Consider the following 24,993-nt stretch of genomic DNA (forward strand, 5'->3'; position numbering starts at 1 on the left):
TTGGATCTACTTCGTTAGTCCTGGTGGTACTTGGGGTTCCTGGGGTCCTGCCTGCACTTTGCCCGGCGAGATCAACCCACGCTCTTCTCTTCTTCTCTCTCCCAGGCCGGATCGCGGCGGCGGTGCGATGCCGACGCGCACGCGTTGCCATGGGCGTCATCCTTCAGGCGGGGTCGGTCACGGCATCCGAGGCGTGTCCACGGACCTTCGGCCGGCGAGCGAAGCGAGCTCTTGATGATGTAGGGAAAGTTTGTCCGCGCGGCTGCGCCCGGGCCTCTCGGGCTGTCGGTGCTCGGATCTGCTCGGCTACGGTGAAGTTCATGCCCACTGCACTGGATACGCCTCAAGGCGCCGCCGCCCTGGCTGAGAGTCTGCTGCCGCCCCTCGGGAACCGCTGGCTGCACACACAGGCCGTGGCCGCGAAGGCCCAAGAGGTGTCCTCAGCGGTGCCGGAGGACGAACGGGATCTCCTGGTGGCTGCGGCTTGGCTGCACGACCTGGGTTACGCCCCTGAGCTGAGGGACACGGGCTTTCACCCTCTGGACGGTGCACGGCATCTGGCCTCGCTTGGGGCGCCGGATCGGCTGGTCCGGCTCGTCGCGCACCACTCCGGCGCGGTGTATGAGGCGGAACAGCGTGGTCTCTCTGCCGAGTTGTCCGCGTACGAGCGTGAGGACTCGCCGCTGCTCGATGCTCTGATCTACGCCGACATGACCACGGGGCCGGCGGGGCAGCGCTTCGACTTCGATGCGCGCATGGATGAGATCCTCGATCGCTACGAGCCGGGAAGCGTGGTGCACACCGCGATCAGCAAGGCCCGTCCGTACCTCAAGGACGCGGTCTCGCGGACGCTGAGTCGCATTGCGGCCACATGATCACCCGATGTGGGGTTCGTTCCTGCCGGACAGGCCGTGATCAATCCGCATGCGCATCGACGGGTGGATGTTCAGTTCGTCCAGCCGGCTCGGCGCGACGAAGGCAACCTCCTTGCTCTCACTGCTTGTTCGGAGCTCGCCGCCGGTGATCCGGGCTGTGAAGCAGATCGAGAACTGCTGGCGGACCTCGCCATCGTCGTACGCCATGACGTGCGCGGGGTTCGTGTAGAGGCCGACCAGGCCCGTCACCTCGACGTCGAACCCGGTCTCTTCTTTGGTCTCCCGAACTGCCGCGTCCGGGGCGGATTCGCCCACATCGACGCCACCGCCGGGAAGGGCCCAGAGATCGTTGTCGGTCTTGTGGATGAGCAGGACCTCGCCCGCCTCGTTGAGCGCGACGGCCGTTACGGACGGGACGATGCTGTTCGCCTTCGGGGCGTTCGGGTCGTTGAAGTAGTCGATGCGGGCCATACCTCTAGCCTCGCACGATCGCGGGATCCTGCCCTCAGGTGAGCCGTGCCCGCTCCCAGGCGTAGTCGAAGCTCTTCATGTAGTGGCGAAACGTGCGGGCTCCGGGGATGTACCGGAAGTGCATGACCGGGTTCTGCCCTGCGGGCGCCCCGAGTACGTGCGGGTTCACCAGCACGTCGTCGTCAAAGCGGTAGATCGAGTTGTAGAGGATCGTGTCGTGTAGCCGTAGTTCGACCCCGGGTGTCCCAAGGGCCGGCTCAAGGTAGCGGCGCGTGATCCGGGCTCGGGCGGCCAGATCGCCCCCGATGCCCTCTTCTTCACCTCGCTGCCGGACCATCTCCGAGTCAGGATCACCGAGCAGTACGCGGACCTCGGCGCCGCTCTTCGCCTTGGCTGCCAACTGATCAGCCAAGTCCGGATGGCTGTCGAAGAGGAACAGACCGGCGTACACCAGGATCTCGACGTTGCTCTTGGCGCCATCGATCAGCGAGGACCACAAAGCTGCCGGTACGGCGCCCCTGTGCGGGTAGTACGTGATGAGCTCGGACGTGCTAGCAGTCTCTGCCTGCTTCTCGGCCGCCGGCCAGAGGTAGACCTCGTCGACGCCGAGGAAGGTCGCAGCCTTCCAGCGGTGGCCGCGGTGGGGCGTGCGGTTCGTCGTGATCCACCGCTCTACGGTCTTTGGATCTACCTCAACATGGCTGGCGAGAGACTGGATCGTCTCGCCCTTCACCGAAATCGCCGCGCGCAGACGTTCGTTCGCCATTGGCTGGCCTCTCCCAGGGACGACCGGGGACGTTTTGACGGTAGCGAAGACGTCCCCAAACGTCCATACAGGCCGTGATGCGTCCACTACTTCTCGCGGTTTTCTGATCTCACCACCACAACGGTGGCGCCAACTCCCTGCAAGATCAGGAGACAAGACGATGCGTCAGATCCCTGTGGACACCAGCGCAATGACCGTGATGCTGATCCAGGCCCCGGAGGCGAAGGTCAAGAACCGGGAGACCGGCGAGATCGCGACGGACCGGCAGTCGGGCAAGACCCTGTTCAACGTGAACGTGGCGGTGATCGTGGACGGCCGCCCGGACGCGCTGACCGTCGTGGTGGCCGAGGACGGCATCCAGCTCGACCTCGTGCCGGGTATGCCGGTGGAGTTCCCCGGCCTGGTCGCCCGCCCGTGGGAGAACGACTTCGGGCACGGCATCAGCTACCGCGCGATTGCGGTCACGGCAAAGGACCTCACGCTCGCCGGCTCGAACGGCAAGGCCTGATCGCCATGTCGCTGACCGAGCTGCTTCTACTCGCGTTCGTGCTGACGGTGTTGGCGCTGGTGACCCGGGTCAAGTTCCCGGCCGCGTACTGGTCACTGTTCGGCCTCCCGGCCGCCCTGTACCGGGTGTGCGCCGCGTACCGGCAGACCATGGAGGCCTGCGAGCTGACCGTGTCCCCGCCGTGGTGGAAGGTCTTCGCGAAGAAGGCCATGGGCAAGGAGACCGCCCGCCCGGGAATCCCGAGGATCCGCGCGATACGCCCGACCACCACCGGGCTGTGCCTGCGCCTACGCCTCCCGGCCGGATTGGCCCCCGAGCACGTGGTCAACTCTGCCGAACGCCTGCGTCACGCTTGGGCCATGCACTCCGCCCACGTGTCCGAGGTCAAGCCCGGTGTCGTCGACCTGCGGATGACTGGCATGGACGTCCTCGGCACGGTACGCATGCCGCGCCGGCTGGTGCCCGGACCGCTGTCCGCGGTCGTCGCCTTGCGCGAGGACGGTCAGCCCTTCGTCCGCAACTACCGGGAGGTTCCTCACGCGTTGACCATGGGCGCCTCCGACTCCGGCAAGTCCATGTATCAGCGCTGCCTGATCAAGGCACTCGCCCCGCTGGAGACGGCCTTGGTCGGGATCGACTGCAAGCGCGGTGTCGAGCAGGGCCCGTTCGCCCCTCGGCTGTCTGCGTTGGCCACGAACCCTGATCAGGCCGAAGGGCTGCTGGACGCGCTCGTGCAGGAGATGGAGGAGCGCTACGACCTGCTCTGCCTGCACCAGGGGATCTCGCCAGACACCCCGCTGGAGGACATCACCTCGGACATCTGGGGTCTGCCCGCCAAGCTCCGCCCGATCCCAATCGTGGTCCTGGTCGACGAGGTCGCCGAACTGTTCCTGATCGCCTCTAAGGTCGACGCACCACGCCGCGACCGGATCGTCACGCAGCTCCTGCGCCTGGCCCAGCTCTCCCGCGCGGTCGGGATCTATCTGGAGATCGCCGGGCAGCGCTTCGGTACGGATCTCGGCAAGGGCGCGACCGCGCTGCGGGCTCAACTCACCGGTCGGGTGGTTCACCGCTGCAACGACAAGCAGACCGCCGAAATGGGCCTGGGTGACATCAGCGACTTGGCCGTGCCCGCCGCAACCGCCATCGCCCCGGAACGTCGGGGTACCGCGATCGCTGGGGACACCTCGGGCGGCTGGACTCGCATCCGCACCCCGCTGACCACGTTGGGGGAGGCGGCGGCCGAGTGCCGCAAGTACGCCCACCTCACCCCGAACATCCCGGCCCTGGAGCCCTTCCGCCCGGTCGCCTTCGAGGCACCCGCGCCGGCTCCCGCCTCGTAACACCCCCGCACCCCTCGGTCGGCGTGACCGCCTTCGCGCCAGTTCCCTACCCGCGCCATGCCCGAAACCGGAAAGGACGGCACGTCATGTGTGATCACTGCGACGACCTGAACCGCACGGTGCTGATGCTCGGCTTCCTCGTCATGTACGCCGAACGGCCCGGTCATGACGAGCAGTTCGCCGACATCGTGGGCGGCGCTCTCGCCACCTCGCTCCCGCTCGACGACGCGGCCTCGACGTACGGGCTGCCGCCCGAGCCCGGAACGGAGTGGTGAGCGTGGCCACTGCCCGCAAGCCCCGCCCCCGCAGCAGGCCGACTCCTCCGCAGTGCAAGCCGTGCGAGGGCACCGGTGAGGTCTCCCGCACGGTCCGTGTTGGCCGCAAGCACCGCGAGGTCGGCGAGCAGACCGGCATCTGCCTGAACTGCTTCGGCACCGGCCAAGCCCCCACCGCCTGACCCGTCGTCGCCGGGCGGCCGGACCTCGATCCCCGCCCCGCGACGGCCCAACCCCTCTGGAAGGAGGACGCGATGCGCTCGCCGTTCCGACTCGATTTCGTCCTGGTTCAGGCCGTGATCGCCGGGGCCCTGTCCTTCGCCCACCTCCACGACATCGCCCACGCGGCTGGTCAGGATGGCTGGAAGGCCTGGGCCTATCCCGTCTCCGTCGACCTGCTCCTTGTCGCCGCCTGGCGCCGACTGCGCACCGGTCAGACACCGCGACTGGCCTGGTCCTGGTTCCTCGTCGCGCTCGTCGCCTCGCTCGGGGCGAACGTCGCCACGGCCGGATTCCTCGACCTTGAGCAGCCGCCCGCGTGGCTGCGGTTCCTGGTCGCCGGCTGGCCCGCGCTCGCGTTCCTCGGCGGCACCCTCCTGGCCCACACGCCTGGCAGTGAGGTAAAGCCCGAGCCGGTTCCGGCTGCTGTCGCGGTCGAACGGGACGCGCCGACTCCTCCACCGCCTGTGGACACCGAGCCCGAGCACGGCGAGTCGACTCCCGTTCCAGAGCTGCCGCCCGCGATCCCCGTGCCGGATGCACTACTCGCCCAGGCCCGCAAGATCGCGGACTCACACCGTGCCACGACCGGCAGCGCGATCGACGCCGACACCCTCGGCGCCCGCCTGCGCGTCCCCGCCCCGATGGCCGCCGCCATCACCGCCCACCTCGCCTGAAAGGAACCGGTCTCGTGTCCGTCCCGCTGTGGCTCTTCCTGCTCGTCGTCGGCTGGCTCGGCGTCAAGCTCTTCCGCCCGCCCCTGTGGCTCGTCGCCGTGCTCCTGCTCGGCGGCTACCTGCTCGCCGACACCTTCCTTGCACCCGCGATCGAGTCCGGAGCCGAGACCGGCACGTCCGTCGTCAACGACCCGCCCAAGTGACCTTGCTCAGAGAGGAGAAGGCCCGTGATCCGCCCCGATGCACAGCTCCGCGCCGGCCACATCCCGGCCGACTTGATCCCGCCCGGCACCGACCCCCGCACGGTCGTGATCGTGCACACCGCGCCCCGCTCCTACACCGGTCCGGTGCTGCTGATCCTTGCGGGCACGGTCGGCGTCGGCGCCACGGTCTACCTCGTCACGGCCGCCGTGCTGTCCCTGCTGCAAGTGGCTGCCACGACTGCGCTCGCGCTCAAGGCCGCGATCCCGGCCCTGATCGGCGGCGGAGGACTCATCTCCTTCGCGATCAAAGCGCCGAAGTCCAGCGGCAAGTCCCTGCCCAAGAAGCGCTGACCGGCCCCCGGAGCGGCCTCAACCGCCAAGTATCCGCCGCCCCGGACGGCCAGCCCCTACCCGACTACGTGAACCGGAAGGACCACCCATCATGCCCGAGAACACCCCTGCGCCTGCCCGGATCTGCCCGGACTGTGACGGCTTCGCCTCCGTCGCGATCACCCTCGGCGGACGTGACCGGAACGGCCACCTGCGCACCATCACCGCCCACTGCAAGACCTGCGAGGGCACCGGCACCCGCCGCACGTCCCGGGCGCTGGCAGGTGCGCGATGATGCGGCGCTCCGCGACCTCCCGCCCGACCTCCATCCACCTGTTCTGTGGCGCGGGCGGCGACTCCGACGGGTTCCGCCGCGCCGGCTTCGACGTCGTGCTCGGCGCCAACCACTGGGACCGGGCGGTGGAGACGCACGCGGCGAACTTCCCCGAGGCCGAGCACCTGTGCGTGGACCTCGACCACTACGACATGCGCCAACTCCCGAAGGCCCGGGTCCTGGTGGGCTCCCCGATCTGCACCGAAGGCAGCCCCGCCGATGGCGTGGCCCGCCCCAAGCCTGCGCCCACGGCTGGGCAGTTGGACTTGTTCGAGGAGGGACCGATCGCCGATGCGGCCTGGGAGCGCACCCGGGCGACGGCGTACGACATCCTGCGCGCGGCCGAGGTCCACAACTTCGATGCGGTGGTGTGCGAGAACGTGCCCCGCTTCGCGACCGCCTGGCCGTTGTTCGCCTGGTGGCTGCACGGCATGGAAATCCTCGGCTTCCGCCACCAGATCGTCTCCGTCACGGCCGCGCACATCGGCGATGACGGTAACGAGCACGCTCCGCAGTGGCGGGACCGGATCTTCGTGGTCTTCACCCGCCGCGAGATGCGCGCCCCGAATCTCGATGTGTGCCCGCCGGCCTGGTGCCCGGTGTGTGAGCAGGACGTCTTAGCGGTGCAGTCCTGGCGTATCAACCGCAAGACGAAGCGGGCGCACACGATCGGCAAGTACCGCCAGCAATACGACTTCCGCTGCCCCAACCAGGCATGCCGTCACCAGGTCATCGAACCGTACGTGCGTCCTGCGGCGACCGCGATCAACTGGACCGATCCCGGCATCCGCATCGGTGACCGCGACACCCTGGGCATGCGCCCGCTCGCGGCCTCCACGCTGCGCAAGATCCGCCTCGGACTGGCAAAGCACCGCGTCCCGATGATGGTCACGGTCAACCACAGTGATCAGCACGACGGCCGCGCCTTCCCCGCCCACGCCGCACCCCTGCCGACCCGCACGGTCCGAATCGGTGACGGCATCGCCGTGCCCCCGCTCCTGGTCCCGGTCGGCGGAAGCTGGAACACCACCGCTGCCTCGGTCACGGGCCCGATGCGCACCCGCACCACCCGCGAGAGTGAAGCGCTCCTGGTGCCGGGCGCGTTCATCACCGAGCACCGCGGCGGCGGCTCCACCACCCGCGCCATCGCCCATCCGCTCGCCTCGATCACTGCCGGGGGCAACCACCACGGCCTTGTGATCCCCTACCGCAAGGGCGGGCCCAGCACGACGGCCGTGCCGCTGCACACGGTCGCCACCCGGGAATCCGCCGGTGTGGTGCTCGGTGCCGACGCGGACCCGGCAGAGGTCGCCCTGGAGGACTGCTACTTCCGGATGCTGTCCCCGCGCGAGCACCTGCGCGCCCAGCGCTTCACCGACGACTACACCGTCCTCGGCCACGGTGGCGAACAGACCAAACAGGCAGGCAACGCCGTACCCGCGAACGTCGCCCAGTGGATCGCCTCCCGCCTGCTGGAGGTGCTCTGATGACCGCACCCACCAAGCCCGCCGCTGAGGTCCGTGGGCTCACGCTGTGGCAACCCTGGGCGTCCGCCGTGGCCTACGGCACCAAGCGCGTGGAGAACCGGCGTTGGGCCACCGACTACCGGGGCTGGGTCCTGATTCATGCGGGCCTGAGCACCGACCGCTCAGCATGGGATTTGCCGCTCGCCCGTCCGTTCCTGAAGCGTCCTCAACCCCGGGGCGCGATCGTCGCTGTGGGCCGGCTCGTCGACTGCCACTCGAGCGACGGCTACTGCACTCTGTGGTCCGCCCCCGGCCAGTGGCACTGGAAGTTCACCGACCTGCGCACCCTGATCCGACCGTTGCCCTGGTCCGGTGCACGCGGACTGTGGACCCCCACGCCTCAACTCGTCGCCTCCGTCCGGGAGGTGATCACCCATGCCTGACACGGCCAACCTGGATCCGGTCGTCCTGGCGGACGTGCTGCGGGTCGCCTCAGCCCCGGACTTCGAGCAGTGGCGCGAGCAGATCCACCGCACCGGAGGCTGCTCGAATCCGATCCACCTGACCGGCTGGTCCGTCGTCAAGGACAAGACCACGGGCCAGGTGCTGCACCACACCGACACCGGGGAACTGCCCGGCGGCCGGCTCCGCGTCGCCTGCGGAAACCGCCGCGCCTCCCGCTGCAAGCCCTGCGCCTACCTCTACGCAGGGGACGCGTACCGGATCATCCGCGCGGGCTTGTCCGGGGATGACGCGATCGGCATCCGCGAGGAGATCCGGGAACGCCCGCGGGTCTTCCTCACCCTGACCGCGCCTTCGTTCGGCCGCGTCCACAACATCCCCGACACCGGGGCACGTTGCCGCTGCGGAGTCCACCACGCCAAGGACGATCCGGCCCTCGGATCCGCGCTCGATCCCGCCTCGTACGACTACGCGGGGGCCGTGCTGTTCAACAACCACGCCGGCGAGCTGTGGCACCGGTTCCTCAACCGGCTCCGCCGTGAACTCGCGCTCCGCGCCAGCCTCACCCAGACCGCATTGCGCGAGTCAGCCCGCTTGTCGTTCGGGAAGGTCGCCGAGTTCCAGGACCGTGGCGCGATCCACTTTCACGCCGTGATCCGCATCGACGGACCCGACGGGCCCGACACTGCCCCGCCCTCGTGGGCCACCCTCGACCTGCTCACCGAGGCAATCAAGGCGGCACGCAAGCACCCGTACACGACCGTGACTGTGCCGGCCAAGGCCGATCAGCCGACCCGCGTCCTGCGCTGGGGCATCAGGGACGACGTCCGGCCGATCAAGGCGTTCGGCGACGATGACGTGAGCGAAGGCAAGGTAGCGGCCTACGTCGCCAAGTACGCCACCAAAGCTGCTGAGATCACCGGTGCGCTCGACCGCCGCATCGGCGAACTGGCCGAACTCGACCGCACCCACGTACCCGAGCACGCCCATCGGCTGATCCGCGCCTGCCACGACCTCAACGCGCTCTATCCCGAACGCAAGCTGTGGCAGTGGGCCCACATGCTCGGTTTCCGAGGCCACTTCCTCACCAAGTCCCGCGCCTACTCCACCACCTTCGGCGAACGCCGGGGCGTCCGTGCCGACTACCGCGCCGAACAGCAGCGCCAAGCCCTCGGCCTCCCCGAACCGGACACCACCCTGGTCCTGGCCCACTGGGCCTACGCCGGCCACGGCCACACCCCCGGCGAATCCGCCCTCGCCGCGAGCATCGCCCACGACATCGCCCTCAACCGCGACACCGCCCGCGAAGAGCGCCAAGACCTCCCCGGACCGAGGAGGAGTCAGCCGTGAAGGATGAGCTGATGACCGTGCCCCAGGTCCTTGCGGAACTCGGTGGGGTCTCCCGCCGCACCTTCTACCGCTGGCGTGAGCTCGGAGAAGGGCCGGCCGCCTTCAAGCTGCCCAACGGGGAACTCCGCATCTGGCGCAGTGACTTCACGGCCTGGCTTCGCAACCTGGAGGGAGCCAAGACATGAAGTCCCTCGACGTGCGGATCTGGGGCATCCGGAAGCGCCAGACCAAGAAGCCGTCCTTCGATGTGCGCTGGACCGTCGCCGGTCAGGTCTTCTCCGAGTTCTTTCGCACGAAGGCCCTGGCCGACAACTACCGCTCCAAGCTCCTGCGAGCGATACGAGACGGCGAGGAGTTCGACACCGAGTCCGGGCTTCCCGAGTCGCTGGCGGAGCAGAAAGCATCTCTGACCTGGTACGCCTTCGCCCTCCAGTACGTCGCGATGAAGTGGCCGCACGCGGCACCGAACTATCGCGACTCGATCAGCGAGAGCCTGACGTCGGTCACGATGGCCATGCTCAGCGAACGCGCCGGCCGCCCCTCGGACAAGCTTCTGCGGCACTCGCTGCGCAACTACGCCTTCGTGCTCCCGGGACCGGAGGACGCGGACCTGCCCACCGAGGTCGCGAACGCTTTCCACTGGGTGGCCAAGGCCTCGCGGCCGCTTTCCGATCTCGCTGAGCCTGCGGTCGGGCGGATGGTGCTTGACTCCCTAAAGCTGAGGCTCGATGGGTCCGCTGCCGCTGCTGAGACCGTGCAGCGCAAACGACGGACGCTCGTCAATGCTGTGCACTACGCCGTGGACCTCGGGGAGTTCAAAGAGAACCCCATCACTGCTGTGCGCTGGAAGCGACCAAAGGTCTCCAAGGCAGTCGATCCGCGCGTGGTGGCGAATCCGGAGCAGGTCCGCGCCCTGCTCCATGCTGTCTCGTACGTCGGCGGCTATAGGCGCGCCCGCGGTCGGCGCCTGGTGGGCCTCTTCGCGTGCATGTACTTCGGGGCCTTCCGGCCGGCTGAAGCCGTTGCCCTCCGGGAAGCGGACCTCAAGCTCCCCGAGCTCGGCTGGGGTGTCGCCCTGCTCAATCGCACCCGCCCGACCGCGGGCAAGCGCTGGACCGATACCGGCGAGACGCACGACGACCGCGGACTGAAGAACCGGCCCACCGAAGAGGTGCGCCCCGTGCCCATCCCTCCGCAGCTGGTCACCATCCTGCGTGATCACCTGAAGACCTTCGGCACGGCTCCGGACGGCCGCCTGTTCACGAACGAGCGTGGCGGGCTCGTCGGCTCCTCCACGTACTACCGCGTCTGGCAGGAGGCTCGGGTGCTGGCGCTACCGCCAGTTGCCGTAGCTTCCCCGCTCGCATCCCGCCCGTACGACCTGCGGCACTCGGCCCTCTCGACCTGGCTCAACGCGGGCGTGGACGCCACCGAGGTAGCGCAGCGGGCAGGCAACAGCGTCGAAGTGTTGCTGGGGCGGTACGCGAAGTGCATCGACGGCCGCCAGGAGATCGCGAACCGCAAGATCGAGGAGCTGCTGCGGGAATACGAATGATCACGCGGCCCATATGCGCTCATACTTCGGGGATGGACCTGTCCGCTGAAGGCGACGAGCTCGATCCGCGGTGGGGCGAGGTGGACAGCAACGTGTACGGCACGGTGCACGGTCAGCGAAGCGCCTCACCCGTGGCCGAGTGTTTCGTCCGGGCCGGCTGGAGGTCGCGGTCATCCTCATGGCATGGCTACGAGGTGGGGACCCGTTGGTGCGAGGTGGAGCTCGATCCCAGTGAGGACGGCATCCTGCTGCACGGGGTTGTCGACCCGCTTCGGTTTGACGAGCTCGTCGACCTTCTCGGCCGGTTCGGGCTGACCTACTCGCTGGAGCTCTACGACGAGGCGGGCACTCTGCTTCGTGACGTCAGAGCCTGATGGGGTGAGCGCCCCGCTCACGGCCCCTGGATTCTTCCGGGGGCCTTCGCCGTTTTCAGGGTCTGACCTGGGCTGATGCTTCAAGATCCTGTCCACAAATAGTCCACAGACCCCGACATAGAGCCGCTTTGAGCGGCCTACAGCTGCACAAGCCTGCAACGCAAGAAAGACCCCGGTCTCAGCGTTTCCGCTGGTCACGGGGTCTTTAGGCACTCCATAAGGGGTGCCCCCGGCAGGATTCGAACCTGCGCACACGGCTCCGGAGGCCGTTGCTCTATCCCCTGAGCTACGGGGGCGTGTCGGGCGCCCTGGGGCGGTGACGGGTAGAACCCTACCAGCTCTTCGGGGGTGGGCATGAACAGGTATTTCGTGGGGGCCCTTGGGTGGAAGTGGGGAAAAGCCGGACGCGGTGGGTGGGGCGGACCTACCCTCGATTTGTGCCAGGGGCGTCGGGCCGGGTCCTTGTCGTGGACGACAACAAGGTGATCCGGCAGCTGATCAGGGTCAACCTCGAGCTGGAGGGCTTCGAGGTCGTGACCGCGGCCGATGGTGCCGAGGCGCTGGACATCGTGGAGCAGGTCGGGCCCGATGCGGTCACCCTTGATGTGGTGATGCCGAGGCTCGACGGGCTCAGGACCGCGGCCCGGCTGCGGAACGATCCTCGGACGCGTGAGCTGCCGCTCGTCATCGTGAGTGCCTGTACTCAGTACGAGGTGGAGAGCGGGCTCGAGGTCGGGGTGGACGCCTTCTTGGCGAAGCCCTTCGAGCCGGCGGAGCTGGTCGCGGTGGTTCGGGGGCTGGTTCAGCAGCGCCATGACGGGTCTTTGAAGAAGGACGTCAGATCTTTGAAGACGGACGTCAGGGAGCAGGCCGGGCGTGGGCAGCGGTAGGGCCGCCGGGGAGCGGTAGGGCCGCGGGGCAGCCATAGGGCGGCCGTAGGGACGCCGGGCGGTGGTCCTCGGTGAGGGTGTGTGCCGTACCTATGCCCGGTCGAGTAGGCGTACGGATATCGCGGGTGGCGCGGGCGGCGCGACCCTCAAGGCATGAGTTCTTACGTGACGCGTCCCGGGCCGGTCGGCCGGGTCAAGTGGGCCCTGATGAGGGGCCTGTTGGGGAGTGTCGGGCGACTCAGCAAGGGCGTCCGCATCGGGTATCGGCATGGGTTCGACAGTGGGGTCATGCTCGATTACGTCTATCGGAACAAGGCTCAGGGGATCGCCGGGGTCGGGTGGGTCATCGACCGGGTGTTCCTCGGCGCCGTGGGGTGGCGGGCCATTCGGGCGCGGCGGGCGTTGCTGCTCGCGACGCTCGATGAGGAGATTCTGCGGCGGGCCGGGAGCGGTCGCAGCGTCTTTCTGCTGGATGTGGCCGGTGGGCCCGGGCGGTATCTGCAGCAGCTGATCGGCGGGCATGCGGCGGGCCGGGTGCGGGTCGAGTGCCGGGATCTGGCGGAGGACGGGCTGCGGCTGGGTGAACGGCTCGCGCGGGAGCGGGGGTTGGGGCCCGAGGTCATCGCGTACGAGGTGGGGGACGCGCTGGATCCGAAGCCGCCGGCGTCCGGGGCGCCGGATGTGATCGTGGTGTCCGGGCTGTACGAGCTGCTGCTCGACGAGGAGGTCATACGGGCGTCGGTGGAGCGGCTGCGGGGGCTGCTCGCGCCCGGCGGGACGCTGGTGTTCACCACGCAGACGCGGCATCCGCAGCTCGACTTCATCGCGCATGTCCTGCCCAATCGCGAGGGCAAGCTGTGGGAGATGCGCTGCCGGAGCGTCGAGGAGGCCGAGGGCTGGGCGCGGGCCGCCGGGTTCGATGAGGTGGAGAGCGCGATGGAGGCGGTCGGGTTGTTCGCCGTCACCACCGCGCGGGTCACGACGATGAGGTGATGCGCGGGGCCGCACCACGGCAGCGAGCGGCGGCCGGCACGGCGCGGTGACGGCCGCCTCCACACGACCGCCTCCATACGACCGCCTGCACGCGGCCGCCTCCACGCAGCCGCCTCCCGTCAGGCCGAGGCGCGCTTGCGCGGAGTCGCCTTCTTCGCCGTCGACTTGGCCGACTTGGCGGTCTTGGCTGTGGACTTGCTCGCCGACTTCGCCGTCGATTTCGTCGTCTGCTTGGCTGCGGTCTTCGCCGTCGATTTCTTCGCCGTCGATTTCGTCGCCGTCTTCGATGCCGTCGACGTCTTCTTCGAGGTCGACTTCTTGCCACCCACCTCCTTCGGGGACGCCGCCGCGGCCTTCTTCGCGCGGCGGGGTTTCAGCGGGGTCACCTCCGCGACCTCCCCGTCGTCGGAGGACGAGTCGGAGGAGCCCGAGGAGTCCGAGGAGTCCGAAGAGGATTCGCCGCGGGCTGCCTGGGCCGCCTTGACGCTGTTCTCCAGGGCCGCCATCAGGTCGATGACCTTGCCGCCGGCCGCCGGCTGCGCGGGGGCGGGGGCGACCGTACCGCCGCCCGTCTTCGCGGCGATCATCTCCTCCACCGCGATGCGGTAGTCGTCGTGGAGGGTTTCGATGTCGACCTCGCCAAGGGTGTCCATCAGGGCGTCCGCGAGGTCGAGTTCCGCGTCTCGGATCGTGACGTGGGTGTCGGGGGCGGCGTCCTCCGCGGCGCGGATCTCGTCGGGCCAGAGCAGGCCGTGCATGGCGATCGCGTTGTCGACGACCCGGAGCATGCCCAGGCGTTCGCGGCCTCGCAGGGCGAATTTCGCGATGGCCACCTTCTGGCTGCGCTTGAGGGCTTCGCGGAGCAAGGTGTACGGCTTGGCTGCCGGGACTCCGTTCGCGGCCAGGTAGTACGCCGTGTCCATCTGGAGCGGGTCGATGCGTTCGGCCGGGACGAAGGCGACGATCTCGATCGTCTTGGCGGTCGGGATCGGGAGCGACGCCAGGTCCTCGTCCGTGATCGGGATGATCGAGCCGTCCGCGTCCTCGTACCCCTTGCCGATCTCCGCGGTCGTGACCTCCTTCTCCTCCAGCTCGCACACCTTGCGGTAGCGGATCCGGCCGCCGTCGGCGGTGTGGATCTGGCGGAAGGAGACGTTGTGGTTCTCGGTGGCGTTGACGAGCTTGATCGGGATGCTGACCAGGCCGAAGGAGATGGCGCCGTTCCATATGGATCGCACGTTTTGCCCCTTCCAGAGCGATACGAGGGGTGTATGCGTGTTCGCGTGGGATTCTTATCGTATGACGCCGATCACAGAGGTGGAGGGGCGGCGCCTCGCGCTCTCGAACCTGGAGAAGGTGCTCTATCCCGCGCACGGCTTCACCAAGGGCGAGGTGCTGCACTACTACGCCGTGACGGCGGGCTCGCTGCTCGCGCACCTCTACAACCGGCCCGTTTCCTTTCTGCGCTTTCCGGACGGGCCCGATGGCCAGCGGTTCTTCGCGAAGAACGTGCCTCCGGGGACGCCGGCCTGGGTGCGGACCGCCGAGGTGCCGAGGAGGAGTGAGGGACGTACCGCCAAACAGGTCGTCGTGCAGGACCTGGCCACCCTCATGTGGGCCGCCAACCTGGTGACGGAGTTCCACACGCCGCAGTGGCAGGCCGATGCGCCGGGGCGGGCGGACCGGATGGTGTTCGACCTCGATCCCGGGGAGCCCGCGACCATCGTGGAGTGCTGCGAGGTCGCGCTGTGGCTGCGGGAGCGGCTGGAGGCGGACGGGCTGCACGTGTACGCCAAGACCTCCGGGTCGAAGGGGCTGCATGTGCTCGTACCGCTGGAGCCGACGCCTTCGGAGAAGGTGTCCGCGTACGCCAAGGAGCTGGCGGTCGAGGCCGAGCAGGAGCTGCCGGGACTCGCGCTGCACCGGATGACCAGGGCGCTCAGGCCCGGCAAGGTCTTCGTCGACTACAGCCAGAACGCGGCCGCGAAGACGACCGCGGCGCCCTACACGCTGCGGGCGCGGGCGCTGCCGACCGTGTCGGCGCCCGTCACGTGGGAGGAGATCGAGGGCTGCGAGGAGCCGGGTGACCTGGTGTTCCTCGCCGACGACATTCCGCCGCGGCTTCAGGAGTACGGGGATCTGCTCGGCCCGCTGATCAACCTCAACCGGGCCGGGAAACTGCCCAAGGGGTTCCGGTGAACGCGGGTAGGGGGCTGCCGTGCGGCCGCCCGTGAAGGTGGCGCTCGCCGAGTCGGTGAGTGCGCTGCCGCCGGCGGCCGGCGGGTGGGCGTACGAGCCGAAGTTCGACGGGCACCGGCTCGTGGTCTTCCACGTGGGCGGGCGGGTGCAGCTCCAGGCGCGCTCGGGACGGATCGTGACGGGCTCGTTCCCGGACATCACCGAGGCGGCGCGGGCGCTGCCCGAGGGGACCGTGGTGGACGGCGAGGTCGTGGTGTGGACGGACGGGCGGATCGACTTCGCGGCGGTGCAGCAGCGGGCCATGTCCACGCCGGCGCGGGCGGCGGAACTGGCGCGGACGCTGCCCGCCTCGTACGCGGCGTTCGATCTGCTGTCCGTACGCGGCGAGGATCTGCGCGCGGCCCCGTACACGCGGCGGCGCGAGGAGCTGGTCGCGCTGCTCGCGCCGCTCGGGCCGCCGTTGCAGGCCGTGCCGATGACCACGGACCGTGAGCTGGCGGAGAGCTGGTACGAGGGGCTTCGGGACACCGGCATCGAAGGGCTGGTGGTCAAGCGGCTCGACCAGGGGTACCGGGCGGGCCGGCGGTCCTGGCTGAAGCTGCGGCACAGCGATACGCGGGACGCGGTGGTGGTCGGGTTCACCGGGGCGCCTGCGCGGCCGCAGGCGCTGGTGCTCGTACTGCCGGACGACGACACACCCGTGCTGTCCAGCCCGCTCGGCCCCGGCCTGCGGGCGCGGGCGGCCGAGCTGCTGCCGCCCGCCGAGGGCACGGGGGAACTGAACGCGGTGGGGCTCGGGGACGTGACCTATCGGACGGTCGGGGGCGGGCTGGTGGTGGAGGTACGGCAGCAGGCGACCCGGCATCAGACGGTCGGAGTGGTGCGGTTCAAGTAGGGGTGCCGGCAAGGGGGTTGGGGGGGCAAGGGGGTTGGGGGGGCAAGGGGGTTGGGGGGGCAAGGGGAAGGTGGTTACGTGCGGAGCCAGGTGCGGCGGTCGCGGGCGTGGGCGTACAGCGCCTCGATGTCCGTCGGCTTGTAGACCCCGCCCAGCGTGGCGAAGGACGGGATGCCCGTGTCCTCCACCACCTGGACCTCCCTGAGCGCACCTCGTAGATCCACGGCGGTCGCCGCGACCACCGCGAGGACTGGGCGCACCTCCGTCGTCAGGGCCAGGCAGGCCCGGTCGGCCTGGTGCCGGAGGCTGCCGAGCAGCGGCTCCGGCTGGGCGCGGCCGACGGCGACCTGGGGGTCGGCGACGCGGACGCGGTGCTTGGTGGCGTGCAGGGCGTGGAACGCGAAGACGCCGCCCGGGCCGATGAGGAGATGGTCGAGGCGGCGGCCGCCGGGCAGCGGCAGGGAGTGCAGCACCCGCCAGCCCGCCGGTTCCAGGCGGTCGAGGGCCTCGCCCACCGCCTGCTGGGCCAGCAGGTCGCGGCGGCGCCGGTCGGTGCGCAGCCGGCGCACCGGGGTCGGGTGGCGGTCGAGGGCGATGAGGAGGGCCTCGCCTGGGCGGTTCGGCGCCAGGTCGTCGTCGGGGTGCAGGGCGAGGCGGGCCAGCTCGGCGCCGGTCGGCACCGGTGGGGCGCCCACCGTGACCGGTCCGGTCAGATAGGGCGCGAGGGCCGCGAGCACCTCCTGCCTGCGCTCGTCCTTGAGGAGGTTGACCCGGCCGGCCTCGCGGTCGTACCAGGCGATGTTCCTGCCGTCCGGGAGGAGTACGTAGTAACGCTCGTGTCCGTGTCGCCACGTGGGGACGACCCGCAGTCCGGTCATGCCGCATCACCCCACGACCATGGGAACAGCTCGCCGTGGCCGCGGCAATAACCCGGTCGGGCCCGGAGGTGTTCGAACGTTCCTACGTTGGAAGGGACTTGGGCAGGGGACGGCCCCGAGGGCCTCGGGGCGGGGCTTCCAGGGAGGGGTGTGCCGCATGCAGACACGGCGGTCGTTCGCGGAGGTGCCGGAGCCGCGGCGGCGGTGGGACGAGATCGTGCCCGGCCTGACCATGGGCGGGCACGAGGTGCGGGGCGAGGGCGGTCCGGCCGAGCCCGTCGTCGTCGGCGCGGAGTTCGACGTCGTGTGCAGTCTCCATACGATCCCGGGTCACGGGCCCTCCCCCGGTGTCGAGCACCACGTGCTGCGGATCCCGGACGCCGCGCTGAGCGAGGCGGAGCTCGTCGAGGTGCGGCGGATGGCACGGCTCGCGCATGCCGCGTACGCGGCCGGGCGGTCGGTCCTGGTCCGGTGCTTCCACGGCTACAACCGCTCGGGGCTTGTGGTGGCGGGGGCGCTCGTGCTCGACGGGTACGCGGTCGACGCGGCGATCTCCCGGATACGGGAGCGGCGATCGCCGTATGCGCTGCACAATCCGCTCTTTGTGGACTACCTGGTCAATGGGTTGATGAGGGAGTGAGCGGACTCTGGGGCGGGCGGACTGCCGGACTCCGGGGAGCGGGCGGACCGCTGGGCTTCGGAGTGGGCGTCCTGCCGACTCCGGGACAGTTGAAGGCTGGATAAGTAACGGCTCTGTCCGGACAGCTATGGGCCGCTGTTACACGGCTGCCGAATGGCCGCAACGGCGGACCCATAGCGTCGTATACGCCGGAAATCGGCACATGCCCCGAAGTCAGAGCCGGAAGGACCCCTTGTGAGCACCTCTCGTCGCAGCCTCGTCCGCACCCTCGCCGTCTCCGTCGTCGCGGGCGGTGCTCTCCTGATCCCGGCCGCCTCCTCCTTCGCGGCCGCGCCCGCCGTCGAACCGGTGCGCCACGAGTCGCCGGTCCTGCTCGCCGCGGGCGGCGGCGTCGCAGCGGCCGGCGCCGCAGGCCTCGGCTTCGCGATGGTGCGCCGCGGCCGTACGGACGACTGACCCGGAGCACCTCAGAACCACCTGCCCCCCACTGGAGCCCCTCATGACCACCCCCACCCTCCCCCGCACCCCCCGCCGCGCCACCCGGATAGCCGCCGCGTCCGTCCTGACCGTCTCGCTCGGGGCCGGGCTCATGGCCTGCGGGCAGGGCGCGCAGCCCGGGCCCGACGTGAAGGTCGCCAACACCGCGACCGCCCAGGCCAAGCAGGCCGCCCAGGCGATGCAGCGGTCGAAGCCGACCGGACTGAAGATCGAGTCGGCCGGTGTGGACGCCACGTCGATGCTGGACCTGACCACCGACTCCACCGGTGAGCTCCAGGTGCCCCCGGCGGACAAGGCGGAGCTGCCGGGCTGGTGGCAGGACGGTCCGACGCCGGGCGAGAAGGGTGCGTCCGTCCTGGTCGCGCACTACGACACCGCCAAGGGCCCGGCGCTGATGAAGAACGTGAAGGACATCAAGATCGGCGATGCGGTCGAGGTCAAGCGCGCGGACGGCACGACGGCGCACTTCAAGGTCCGTGAGATCGAGCAGGTGAACAAGAAGGACTTCCCCACCAATAAGGTGTACGGGGAGACGAACCGCGCAGAGCTGCGGATCCTCACCTGCGGCGGCGGCCTGAAGGACGGCCACCGCACGGACAACATCATCCTTTACGCCGATCTCGTGCAGTAGCGCGCCCGCGTCGCGGCGGTAGGCGTCGCCTCGCGGCCGTACGCGTCGCGTGGCGGCCGGTACGCACCGCAGCACGGCCGTACGCAGCGCATCGCGGCCATACGCGCCGCGCTCGCCGGCCGTACGCGCCGCGCCCGCAGCCGCACGCGCCGCACCGCGGACATGCAGACCGGCACGCGAGACCGACCCGGAGTGCCGATGACCCGTTCCGCCCGCGCCGCCCTGGTGCTGCCCGTCGTGGCCCTGCTCGCCGTGTCCGCGGCGGGCTGCGGCAGCGCGGGCGGTCTCAAGAGCGCGGGCGCGACGCCGAGCGCGGTCGGTCCGGCGCGGCTGTGGCCCGAACTGCCGCCGGCCAGGAACGACACCCAGGAGGACCTCGGGGACGCCACACCCGAGGTGGTACCGGGCATCAAAATCCCGGACGGCGATCTGCACCGCGTGAACGCCCTGGCCGTAGTCCAGGCCGAGGTGCGGGCGCATCCGGGCGAGGAGACCGGCCAGGACGCGATGCCCGCGGAGATCGCCGCGAAGATCCTCGCGTGCGAGGGCAGGGCCGGGGACAAGGGCTGCCCGGTGATGACCGCGTACTACCGCGATCTGACCGGCAGCGGCAAGGACGAGCTGATCGTCGGGATCGACCTGGGCGACCGGGACCAGTACGGGATCGGCATCCGCGTCTACACACAGGACGACGGACGGCTCGTACGGATCATGTCGACCACCCAGCCCGTGATCAGCGCGGAGCTGGCCGGGCGGGATCTGATCGTGCGCGCTCCGGCGCAGTTCGCGGGATACGAGTTCCGCGACGTGTGGTCCTGGGACGCGAGGGCGCGCTCCATGCTGCCGACGCGGATGGAGATCGTGCGCGCGCCCGGGCCGAGCGGGGAGCCGCGGTCCCCGCGCACGCCCGAGCCGTCCCCCGCGCCGACCGCCACGTCGACGCCCTCCGTACACAAGGAGACACAGACGCAGACACAGACGCAGACCGTCGTACCCGCGCCCGACGCGCCGACCGCCACCCCGGTCTCGCCCACCCCCGAGACCTCCGCGGCGGCCGCCCGATGAGACCTCGCCTGCCCGCCTGGACCGCGACCCTGACCTGGAAGGCCGCCGTCTTCATCACGGTCATGTGCTGTGCGCTGGCCGCGATGCTCGGCGCGTTCGTGCATGTCGCGGTCACGAACCAGACCGTGGGGAACGCGCGCGAGAAGGCGCTCACCAAGCTCGAGGACGTCACCCGTTTGTACGAAGCGGGCGACCGGCTTCCGCCCGACTCCGGGATCGACCCGCCGGGCCTGCCCGCCTCGCTGCGCGAACTGGCCCTTCAGGGAAAGCGCGGCACGATGGTCGCCGAGCACGAGGGGCGCCCCGTGATGTGGGCGGCGGGCCCCGCGGACGACCACCGGGTCGTGACCGCGGGCATCGACTACACCCAGGGCGCGCGGACCATCGAGGGCCTCGACCGCGCCATCGCGGTGTCCTCGGTGCTCGCCATCGGGGCGACGCTGCTCGTGGGCGCGTTCGGCGTGACGCGCGTGACGCGGCGGCTGCACCAGACGGCCACGGTCGCGCGCCGGATCAGCGCGGGCGACCTGGACGCGCGCGTCAACGATCCCCGTACGAAGGATCCCGACCGCGCGCAGGACGAAGTGGCCACCGTGGCAGGGGCGTTGGACACCATGGCCTCCTCCTTGCAGGGGAAGCTGGAGAGCGAGCAGCGGTTCACGGCCGATGTGGCGCACGAGCTGCGCACCCCGCTGACCGGACTGCACGCGGCGGCCGAGCTGCTGCCGCCGGGCCGGCCCGCCGAGATGGTGCGCGAGCGGGTGCAGACGATGCGCACGCTGACCGAGGACCTGCTGGAGATCTCGCGGCTCGACTCGCGGCGTGAGGAAGTCGACCTGGACACCCACCAGTTGGGGCCGCTGGTGCAGCGTGCCGCGCAGGGCACGGACACGCGGGTGGAGGTCGTACGGGACGTGTGGGTCGAGACCGACCGGCGGCGTCTGGAGCGGGTGCTCGGCAACCTGATCGCCAACGCGCACAAGCACGGCCGCCCGCCGGTCGTCGTCACCGTGGACGGCCCTTCGGTGTCCGTGCGCGACCACGGCGAGGGGTACCCGGACTACCTGGTGGAGCACGGGCCGCAGCGCTTCCGCACCGAGGGCGGCGCGAAGGGGCACGGACTCGGGCTGACCATCGCGGTGGGCCAGGCGCGGGTCCTGGGCGCGAAGTTGGGCTTCACGAACGATGCCGGGGGCGGTGCGGTGGCGCGTCTGACGCTGCCGTACGAGGAAGGCAGGGCGGTTCGCGAGGAGGGGTGAGGCCGGGTGCGGGGCAGGGGTGGGCGCCGGGGCGCGAGTAACCCTTCGTCCCTTTTGCGAAGTCTCAGGGCTGCTCCTAGCGTGATCACCACTTCGGATTGGCACGCCCCTTTGAGGAGGCCCCCATGTCGCTCCGGTCCACCGCCCTTCGTCTGGGCATATCCGCCGCGGTCGGCGCGCTCTGCGTGACCGGGGCCGCGGTTCCGGCATCCGCATCCACACCTGCGCCCGCGTCCGCGCCCGCATCCGCGCCCCTGAACGACACGGAGCGCGGCACGTCGGCCGCCCCCGGCAACAACAACCCGCCCGTCTACAAGGGCCGGGTCTCCGCCCGCAACGGGCTGCTCCTGCGCGACTCCCCCACCCGCGGCGCCCGCATCGTGCGCACCGAGCCGTACGGCGCGTACGTGCACATCTTCTGCAAGACCCGCGGCAGCAGCGTCGAGGGCAACGACCGCTGGTACCTGCTGACCGACGGCACCTGGGCCTGGGGCGCGGCGGCCTACATCGACAACATCGGGCCGGCACCGCGCTGGTGCTGAGGGGGCGCGCGGCACGTCGCTGGCACTGAGGGGCGCGCGGCAGCGCGTCGCGGCGTTGTCAGTGGGCGCCGATAGCCTGGAAAGGGCTTCGGCCCCCGGGCGGGAGGGGACTGTTACCGGGGCCCCGCGCACTCACCACCACCCCCACCCCCCTTCGTACGACAAAAACCTTCCGACATCCCCGTCCGACATAACGGGACATCCCCTGCCCATTGCTACCGTCCGCGCATGACCGGATCGACGGCGGACACCCAGGGCCAGCGCGGCTTTCAGGGCTATCAGGACCTTCCTGACCTGGCGGAGCTGACCGGGTCGCAGGACGCCGCGGTCGCCGGGGCCGGGCCGGCGCGGCGGCGCGGGGTCGAACTGGCGCTGCTCGTGCTGGCCGTGGGCCTGAGCGTGTGCGGCTATCTGTCCGTCGGCCTCGCGCGGCACGGCACCGTCCCGCCGGGCGCGGCGGGTTACGGGGCCGGGCTCGGGGTGCTCGCGCTGCTCGCGCATCTCGCGGTGCGGCTGCGCGCGCCGTACGCCGACCCCCTGGTGCTGCCGATCGCGGTGCTCCTGAACGGGCTCGGGCTCGTGCTCATCTACCGGCTCGACCAGGAGACCCCGCACGACCAGGCCGCACTGGCCCAACTGGTGTGGTCCACCGTGGGTGTCGGGCTGTTCATCGTGGTGGTGCTCGCGCTCAGGGACCACCGGACGCTCCAGCGGTACGCGTATCTGTCGGGGCTCGCCGCCCTCGCGCTGCTCGCCGTGCCGATCTTCTTCCCGCCCGTGAACGGGGCGCGCCTGTGGGTGCAGATCGGCGGACTGTCACTCCAGCCGGGCGAGTTCGCGAAGATTCTGCTCGCCGTGTTCTTCGCGGCCTATCTCGCGGCGAACCGCAGCGCGCTCGCGTACGCGGGCCGGCGGGTCCTGTGGATGCGGCTGCCGACCGGGCGGGTGCTCGGGCCGGTCGTCGTGATCTGGCTGGTGAGCGTGGGGGTGCTCGTCCTGGAGCGGGACCTGGGGACCTCGCTGCTGTTCTTCGGGCTGTTCGTGATCCTGCTGTTCGTGGCGACCGGCCGCAAAGGGTGGCTCGCGGTCGGGCTGCTGCTCGGCGGCGCCGGGGCGTACGCGGCCGCGCGCTTCGAACCGCATGTGCACACCCGCGTCGCGGACTGGCTGCACCCGCTGGCCTCGATCGAGGCGGGCGAGGGTCCCAATCAACTCGCCCAGTCCCTCTTCGCGTTCGCGGCCGGCGGGATGCTCGGCACCGGGCTCGGCAAGGGCGAGTCGATCCTGATCGGGTTCGCCGCGAAGTCCGACTTCATCCTCGCCACGGCCGGCGAGGAGCTGGGCCTCGTGGGCCTGTCGGCCATCTTCGTCCTGTACGCGGCCCTGGTGGCGCGCGGCTACCGGGCGGGGCTCGCGCTGCGGGACGCGTTCGGGCGGCTGCTCGCGGTCGGGCTCGCCTCGATCCTCGCGCTCCAGGTGTTCGTGATCGCGGGCGGCGTCACGGGGCTGATCCCGCTGACCGGTATGGCGATGCCCTTCCTCGCGCAGGGCGGCTCGTCCGTGGTGACCAACTGGATCATGGTGGCGCTGCTGATCCGGCTGAGCGACTCGGCCCGTTCGCTCCAGGAGTCGGACCGTTCGCAACAGGAAGACATGGTGCCGTAGATGACCCGACAGATCCGCTGGGCCGCGGCCTTCTGCCTGCTCCTGACCGTGCTGCTGCTGCTCAACGCGGCACGCATCCAGCTCGTCCAGTCGGCGACGTACGACGACAACCCGGCCAACCGCCGCAAGGACATCGCCCGTTACGCACAGCCGCGCGGCGACATCTTCGTGGACGGGCGGCCGGTGACCGGGTCGAAGGACACCGGCGAGCAGCTGCGGTACGAACGCACGTACAAGAACGGCCCGTTGTACGCGCCCGTCACCGGCTACGCCTCGCAGGTGTACGGCTCCACCTTCCTGGAGAACACCGAGGACCGGATCCTCTCCGGCACCTCGCCGCTCCTGTCGCCGCTGCCGCTGATCGGGGATCTGACGCGCGAGCTGGAGCCGGGCGGGCAGGTGCACACGACGATCGTGCCGCAGATGCAGCGGGCGGCCTACGAGGGGCTCGGCGGCAAGCAGGGCGCGGTGGCCGCGATCGAGCCGGCCACCGGCCGGATCCTCGCGCTGGTCTCGACCCCTTCGTACGATCCCGAACTGCTCTCCGGGAACGGCATCCGGGCCGCCCGCGACTGGTCGCGCCTCAACTCCGCGGCGAGCAAGCCGATGCTGAACCGGGCGATCCGGCAGACCTATCCGCCGGGTTCGGCGTTCAAGGTGGTCACGGCGGCCGCGGCGCTCGACGCGGGGGTGATCGGCGATGTGGACGCGCCGACCAAGTCCCCCGATCCGTACCGCCTGCCCGGCACCTCGACCTCGCTCGGCAACGAGGTCGAGGGCTGCGAGAACGCCTCCCTGCGCTACGCGTTCACCTGGTCGTGCAACACGGTCTTCGCGCGGCTCGGCGTCGAGGTCGGGCTCGGGTCGATGGCCGGCACGGCGCAGCGGTTCGGCTTCAACACCCGCGGTCTGCGCATCCCTTCGCCCGTCGCCACCAGCACCTTCGACACCTCGATGGACCAGCCGCAGCTCGCCCTGTCCTCCATCGGGCAGTACGACACCAGGGCCACCCCGCTCCAGATGGCGATGGTGGCCTCGGCGGTGGCGTCCGGCGGCGACATCAAGGCCCCCTATCTGGTGGACCGTACGGCGGACTCCTCGGGGGACACGGTGGGCCTGACCCAGCCGCGGTCGCTGCGGCAGGCGTTCAACCCGCGGACGGCCGCGCTGCTGCGGGAGATGATGGTCGAGGTGGTCGAGAAGGGCACGGGGCGCAACGCGGCGATCCCCGGTGCCGTGGTCGGCGGCAAGACGGGCACGGCGCAGCACGGCTTCGGCAACACCGGTCTCCCGTACGCCTGGTTCATCTCCTGGGCCCAGGCGCAGGATTCCGCGACACCGGCGGTGGCGGTGGCCGTGGTGGTCGAGGATGCCTCGGCGGTACGGGACGACATCAGCGGCGGCGGCAGCGCGGCGCCGATCGCACGGGCCGTGATGGAGGCGGGGCTGGTGCGGGCCGCGGAGCGGGAGCCGCAGGGGTGGCAGCAGCAGCAACCGGAAGGCTGGCAGCAGCAGCCGCAGGGCTGGCAGCGGGAGCAGAACGGGTGGCCGGGGGCGCGGGGCCGCCGCTGAGGACGGCACGCCCCGGCTTCCAGATCACGACTCCCGGCTCCGAGCTCCCGGCACTCAG

At 70.3% G+C, this 24,993-nt stretch carries 31 protein-coding genes and 1 tRNA gene; 27 read left to right on the plus strand and 5 right to left on the minus strand.

Going from position 1 to position 24,993, the window contains the following annotated elements; genetic code table 11:
* Positions 1-320: 320 nt before the first annotated feature.
* A complete protein-coding gene (locus tag BLT97_RS08955; protein WP_093608227.1) occupies positions 321-875 on the plus strand; it encodes an HD domain-containing protein in 555 nt (184 codons plus the stop codon).
* On the opposite strand, the gene BLT97_RS08960 is transcribed toward BLT97_RS08955, so the two are convergent.
* Positions 876-1,346, minus strand: a complete 471-nt coding sequence (locus tag BLT97_RS08960; RefSeq protein WP_093608228.1) for an NUDIX hydrolase — start codon at positions 1,344-1,346, stop codon at positions 876-878.
* Between the two features lie 34 nt (positions 1,347-1,380).
* Entirely contained in the window at positions 1,381-2,112 is a 732-nt protein-coding gene (locus BLT97_RS08965; protein ID WP_093608229.1) for an XRE family transcriptional regulator, read from the minus strand.
* 160 nt (positions 2,113-2,272) lie between these two features.
* On the opposite strand from BLT97_RS08965, the gene BLT97_RS08970 reads away from it, so the two are divergent.
* The 14 genes from BLT97_RS08970 to BLT97_RS09035 all read left to right on the plus strand — a co-directional run bounded on the left by BLT97_RS08970 (position 2,273) and on the right by BLT97_RS09035 (position 11,208).
* Positions 2,273-2,620: an SCO3933 family regulatory protein gene (locus BLT97_RS08970; RefSeq protein WP_093608230.1), complete on the plus strand. Its 348-nt coding sequence runs from the start codon at positions 2,273-2,275 to the stop codon at positions 2,618-2,620.
* A gap of 5 nt (positions 2,621-2,625) precedes the next feature.
* Positions 2,626-3,963: an FtsK/SpoIIIE domain-containing protein gene (locus tag BLT97_RS08975; RefSeq protein WP_093608231.1), complete on the plus strand. Its 1,338-nt coding sequence runs from the start codon at positions 2,626-2,628 to the stop codon at positions 3,961-3,963.
* Between the two features lie 86 nt (positions 3,964-4,049).
* Positions 4,050-4,238: a hypothetical protein gene (locus BLT97_RS08980; RefSeq protein ID WP_093608232.1), complete on the plus strand. Its 189-nt coding sequence runs from the start codon at positions 4,050-4,052 to the stop codon at positions 4,236-4,238.
* Positions 4,239-4,240: 2 nt separating this feature from the next.
* A complete protein-coding gene (locus BLT97_RS08985; RefSeq protein WP_093608233.1) occupies positions 4,241-4,420 on the plus strand; it encodes a hypothetical protein in 180 nt (59 codons plus the stop codon).
* Between the two features lie 72 nt (positions 4,421-4,492).
* A complete protein-coding gene (locus BLT97_RS08990) occupies positions 4,493-5,134 on the plus strand; it encodes a DUF2637 domain-containing protein (RefSeq protein ID WP_093608234.1) in 642 nt (213 codons plus the stop codon).
* Positions 5,135-5,148: 14 nt separating this feature from the next.
* Positions 5,149-5,337 (plus strand): hypothetical protein, encoded by a 189-nt coding sequence (locus BLT97_RS08995; protein ID WP_093608235.1) that lies wholly within the window; start codon positions 5,149-5,151, stop codon positions 5,335-5,337.
* Positions 5,338-5,361: 24 nt separating this feature from the next.
* The gene (locus BLT97_RS09000; RefSeq protein ID WP_093608236.1) at positions 5,362-5,688 is read left to right on the plus strand and encodes a hypothetical protein; all 327 of its coding nucleotides are present in this window, start codon (positions 5,362-5,364) and stop codon (positions 5,686-5,688) included.
* 91 nt (positions 5,689-5,779) lie between these two features.
* Entirely contained in the window at positions 5,780-5,962 is a 183-nt protein-coding gene (locus BLT97_RS09005; RefSeq protein WP_093608237.1) for a hypothetical protein, read from the plus strand.
* Complete coding sequence (locus BLT97_RS09010) at positions 5,959-7,488, plus strand: DNA cytosine methyltransferase (protein ID WP_245769216.1); 1,530 nt, start codon at positions 5,959-5,961, stop codon at positions 7,486-7,488. Before BLT97_RS09005 ends, BLT97_RS09010 begins: the two co-directional genes overlap by 4 nt.
* Positions 7,488-7,910, plus strand: coding sequence for an ASCH domain-containing protein (locus BLT97_RS09015; RefSeq protein WP_093608239.1), 423 nt, complete (start codon positions 7,488-7,490; stop codon positions 7,908-7,910). The genes BLT97_RS09010 and BLT97_RS09015 overlap by 1 nt, the downstream gene beginning before the upstream one ends.
* Positions 7,903-9,279, plus strand: a complete 1,377-nt coding sequence (gene repSA, locus BLT97_RS09020; protein ID WP_093608240.1) for a replication initiator protein RepSA — start codon at positions 7,903-7,905, stop codon at positions 9,277-9,279. Before BLT97_RS09015 ends, repSA begins: the two co-directional genes overlap by 8 nt.
* Before the next feature lie 11 nt (positions 9,280-9,290).
* Entirely contained in the window at positions 9,291-9,464 is a 174-nt protein-coding gene (locus BLT97_RS09025) for a helix-turn-helix transcriptional regulator (protein ID WP_176953718.1), read from the plus strand.
* Positions 9,461-10,834 carry a tyrosine-type recombinase/integrase gene (locus tag BLT97_RS09030; protein WP_093608242.1) on the plus strand — a complete coding sequence of 458 codons (1,374 nt, stop codon included), beginning with the start codon at positions 9,461-9,463 and terminating at the stop codon, positions 10,832-10,834. The genes BLT97_RS09025 and BLT97_RS09030 overlap by 4 nt, the downstream gene beginning before the upstream one ends.
* Positions 10,835-10,866: 32 nt before the next feature.
* A complete protein-coding gene (locus tag BLT97_RS09035; protein WP_093608243.1) occupies positions 10,867-11,208 on the plus strand; it encodes a hypothetical protein in 342 nt (113 codons plus the stop codon).
* A 224-nt stretch (positions 11,209-11,432) separates the two neighbouring features.
* On the opposite strand, the gene BLT97_RS09040 is transcribed toward BLT97_RS09035, so the two are convergent.
* Positions 11,433-11,504, minus strand: a tRNA-Arg gene (locus tag BLT97_RS09040).
* A gap of 141 nt (positions 11,505-11,645) precedes the next feature.
* On the opposite strand from BLT97_RS09040, the gene BLT97_RS09045 reads away from it, so the two are divergent.
* Together BLT97_RS09045 and BLT97_RS09050 are read left to right on the plus strand one after the other, a co-directional pair.
* Complete coding sequence (locus BLT97_RS09045) at positions 11,646-12,098, plus strand: response regulator (protein WP_245769217.1); 453 nt, start codon at positions 11,646-11,648, stop codon at positions 12,096-12,098.
* A 153-nt stretch (positions 12,099-12,251) separates the two neighbouring features.
* Complete coding sequence (locus tag BLT97_RS09050) at positions 12,252-13,091, plus strand: class I SAM-dependent methyltransferase family protein (RefSeq protein WP_093608245.1); 840 nt, start codon at positions 12,252-12,254, stop codon at positions 13,089-13,091.
* Between the two features lie 119 nt (positions 13,092-13,210).
* Here BLT97_RS09050 and ku read toward each other — a convergent pair whose 3' ends face one another.
* On the minus strand, positions 13,211-14,329 hold the full coding sequence (gene ku / locus BLT97_RS09055) for a non-homologous end joining protein Ku (RefSeq protein WP_093608246.1): 1,119 nt from the start codon (positions 14,327-14,329) through the stop codon (positions 13,211-13,213).
* 61 nt (positions 14,330-14,390) lie between these two features.
* Between ku and ligD the strand changes: the two genes are divergently transcribed.
* Together ligD and BLT97_RS09065 are read left to right on the plus strand one after the other, a co-directional pair.
* On the plus strand, positions 14,391-15,290 hold the full coding sequence (gene ligD / locus BLT97_RS09060) for a non-homologous end-joining DNA ligase (protein WP_093608247.1): 900 nt from the start codon (positions 14,391-14,393) through the stop codon (positions 15,288-15,290).
* Positions 15,291-15,309: 19 nt separating this feature from the next.
* Positions 15,310-16,185 (plus strand): ATP-dependent DNA ligase, encoded by an 876-nt coding sequence (locus tag BLT97_RS09065; protein ID WP_245769218.1) that lies wholly within the window; start codon positions 15,310-15,312, stop codon positions 16,183-16,185.
* Between the two features lie 74 nt (positions 16,186-16,259).
* On the opposite strand, the gene BLT97_RS09070 is transcribed toward BLT97_RS09065, so the two are convergent.
* A complete protein-coding gene (locus BLT97_RS09070) occupies positions 16,260-17,063 on the minus strand; it encodes a nuclease-related domain-containing protein (protein ID WP_093608249.1) in 804 nt (267 codons plus the stop codon).
* Between the two features lie 157 nt (positions 17,064-17,220).
* Here BLT97_RS09070 and BLT97_RS09075 point away from each other — a divergent pair, with 157 nt between their 5' ends.
* The 8 genes from BLT97_RS09075 to BLT97_RS09110 all read left to right on the plus strand — a co-directional run bounded on the left by BLT97_RS09075 (position 17,221) and on the right by BLT97_RS09110 (position 24,935).
* Positions 17,221-17,703: a protein-tyrosine phosphatase family protein gene (locus BLT97_RS09075; protein WP_093608250.1), complete on the plus strand. Its 483-nt coding sequence runs from the start codon at positions 17,221-17,223 to the stop codon at positions 17,701-17,703.
* A 234-nt stretch (positions 17,704-17,937) separates the two neighbouring features.
* Positions 17,938-18,159, plus strand: coding sequence for a hypothetical protein (locus tag BLT97_RS09080; protein ID WP_093608251.1), 222 nt, complete (start codon positions 17,938-17,940; stop codon positions 18,157-18,159).
* A 43-nt stretch (positions 18,160-18,202) separates the two neighbouring features.
* Positions 18,203-18,832 (plus strand): class F sortase, encoded by a 630-nt coding sequence (locus BLT97_RS09085; protein ID WP_093608252.1) that lies wholly within the window; start codon positions 18,203-18,205, stop codon positions 18,830-18,832.
* Between the two features lie 198 nt (positions 18,833-19,030).
* Positions 19,031-19,897 carry a hypothetical protein gene (locus BLT97_RS09090; RefSeq protein ID WP_093608253.1) on the plus strand — a complete coding sequence of 289 codons (867 nt, stop codon included), beginning with the start codon at positions 19,031-19,033 and terminating at the stop codon, positions 19,895-19,897.
* Positions 19,894-21,156 (plus strand): sensor histidine kinase, encoded by a 1,263-nt coding sequence (locus BLT97_RS09095; protein ID WP_093608254.1) that lies wholly within the window; start codon positions 19,894-19,896, stop codon positions 21,154-21,156. The genes BLT97_RS09090 and BLT97_RS09095 overlap by 4 nt, the downstream gene beginning before the upstream one ends.
* Positions 21,157-21,281: 125 nt before the next feature.
* Entirely contained in the window at positions 21,282-21,698 is a 417-nt protein-coding gene (locus tag BLT97_RS09100; RefSeq protein WP_093608255.1) for an SH3 domain-containing protein, read from the plus strand.
* 228 nt (positions 21,699-21,926) lie between these two features.
* Complete coding sequence (locus BLT97_RS09105; RefSeq protein WP_093608256.1) at positions 21,927-23,363, plus strand: FtsW/RodA/SpoVE family cell cycle protein; 1,437 nt, start codon at positions 21,927-21,929, stop codon at positions 23,361-23,363.
* Positions 23,364-24,935: a penicillin-binding transpeptidase domain-containing protein gene (locus BLT97_RS09110; RefSeq protein ID WP_093608257.1), complete on the plus strand. Its 1,572-nt coding sequence runs from the start codon at positions 23,364-23,366 to the stop codon at positions 24,933-24,935.
* Positions 24,936-24,993: the final 58 nt, after the last annotated feature.

This window comes from Streptomyces indicus (assembly GCF_900100315.1).
Classification (GTDB): Bacteria; Actinomycetota; Actinomycetes; order Streptomycetales; family Streptomycetaceae; genus Streptomyces; species Streptomyces indicus.

Excerpts from the sequence above, each read along its gene's own strand:
- BLT97_RS08955 (WP_093608227.1), top strand. The coding sequence starts at position 321 with ATGCCCACTGCACTGGATACGCCTCAAGGCGCCGCCGCCCTGGCTGAG.
- BLT97_RS08960 (WP_093608228.1), bottom strand. The coding sequence starts at position 1,346 with ATGGCCCGCATCGACTACTTCAACGACCCGAACGCCCCGAAGGCGAAC.
- BLT97_RS08965 (WP_093608229.1), bottom strand. The coding sequence starts at position 2,112 with ATGGCGAACGAACGTCTGCGCGCGGCGATTTCGGTGAAGGGCGAGACG.
- BLT97_RS08970 (WP_093608230.1), top strand. The coding sequence starts at position 2,273 with ATGCGTCAGATCCCTGTGGACACCAGCGCAATGACCGTGATGCTGATC.
- BLT97_RS08975 (WP_093608231.1), top strand. The coding sequence starts at position 2,626 with ATGTCGCTGACCGAGCTGCTTCTACTCGCGTTCGTGCTGACGGTGTTG.
- BLT97_RS08980 (WP_093608232.1), top strand. The coding sequence starts at position 4,050 with ATGTGTGATCACTGCGACGACCTGAACCGCACGGTGCTGATGCTCGGC.
- BLT97_RS08990 (WP_093608234.1), top strand. The coding sequence starts at position 4,493 with ATGCGCTCGCCGTTCCGACTCGATTTCGTCCTGGTTCAGGCCGTGATC.
- BLT97_RS09005 (WP_093608237.1), top strand. The coding sequence starts at position 5,780 with ATGCCCGAGAACACCCCTGCGCCTGCCCGGATCTGCCCGGACTGTGAC.
- BLT97_RS09010 (WP_245769216.1), top strand. The coding sequence starts at position 5,959 with ATGATGCGGCGCTCCGCGACCTCCCGCCCGACCTCCATCCACCTGTTC.
- BLT97_RS09015 (WP_093608239.1), top strand. The coding sequence starts at position 7,488 with ATGACCGCACCCACCAAGCCCGCCGCTGAGGTCCGTGGGCTCACGCTG.
- repSA (WP_093608240.1), top strand. The coding sequence starts at position 7,903 with ATGCCTGACACGGCCAACCTGGATCCGGTCGTCCTGGCGGACGTGCTG.
- BLT97_RS09025 (WP_176953718.1), top strand. The coding sequence starts at position 9,291 with ATGACCGTGCCCCAGGTCCTTGCGGAACTCGGTGGGGTCTCCCGCCGC.
- BLT97_RS09030 (WP_093608242.1), top strand. The coding sequence starts at position 9,461 with ATGAAGTCCCTCGACGTGCGGATCTGGGGCATCCGGAAGCGCCAGACC.
- BLT97_RS09035 (WP_093608243.1), top strand. The coding sequence starts at position 10,867 with ATGGACCTGTCCGCTGAAGGCGACGAGCTCGATCCGCGGTGGGGCGAG.
- BLT97_RS09050 (WP_093608245.1), top strand. The coding sequence starts at position 12,252 with ATGAGTTCTTACGTGACGCGTCCCGGGCCGGTCGGCCGGGTCAAGTGG.
- ligD (WP_093608247.1), top strand. The coding sequence starts at position 14,391 with ATGACGCCGATCACAGAGGTGGAGGGGCGGCGCCTCGCGCTCTCGAAC.
- BLT97_RS09070 (WP_093608249.1), bottom strand. The coding sequence starts at position 17,063 with ATGACCGGACTGCGGGTCGTCCCCACGTGGCGACACGGACACGAGCGT.
- BLT97_RS09075 (WP_093608250.1), top strand. The coding sequence starts at position 17,221 with ATGCAGACACGGCGGTCGTTCGCGGAGGTGCCGGAGCCGCGGCGGCGG.
- BLT97_RS09085 (WP_093608252.1), top strand. The coding sequence starts at position 18,203 with ATGACCACCCCCACCCTCCCCCGCACCCCCCGCCGCGCCACCCGGATA.
- BLT97_RS09090 (WP_093608253.1), top strand. The coding sequence starts at position 19,031 with ATGACCCGTTCCGCCCGCGCCGCCCTGGTGCTGCCCGTCGTGGCCCTG.
- BLT97_RS09095 (WP_093608254.1), top strand. The coding sequence starts at position 19,894 with ATGAGACCTCGCCTGCCCGCCTGGACCGCGACCCTGACCTGGAAGGCC.
- BLT97_RS09100 (WP_093608255.1), top strand. The coding sequence starts at position 21,282 with ATGTCGCTCCGGTCCACCGCCCTTCGTCTGGGCATATCCGCCGCGGTC.
- BLT97_RS09105 (WP_093608256.1), top strand. The coding sequence starts at position 21,927 with ATGACCGGATCGACGGCGGACACCCAGGGCCAGCGCGGCTTTCAGGGC.
- BLT97_RS09110 (WP_093608257.1), top strand. The coding sequence starts at position 23,364 with ATGACCCGACAGATCCGCTGGGCCGCGGCCTTCTGCCTGCTCCTGACC.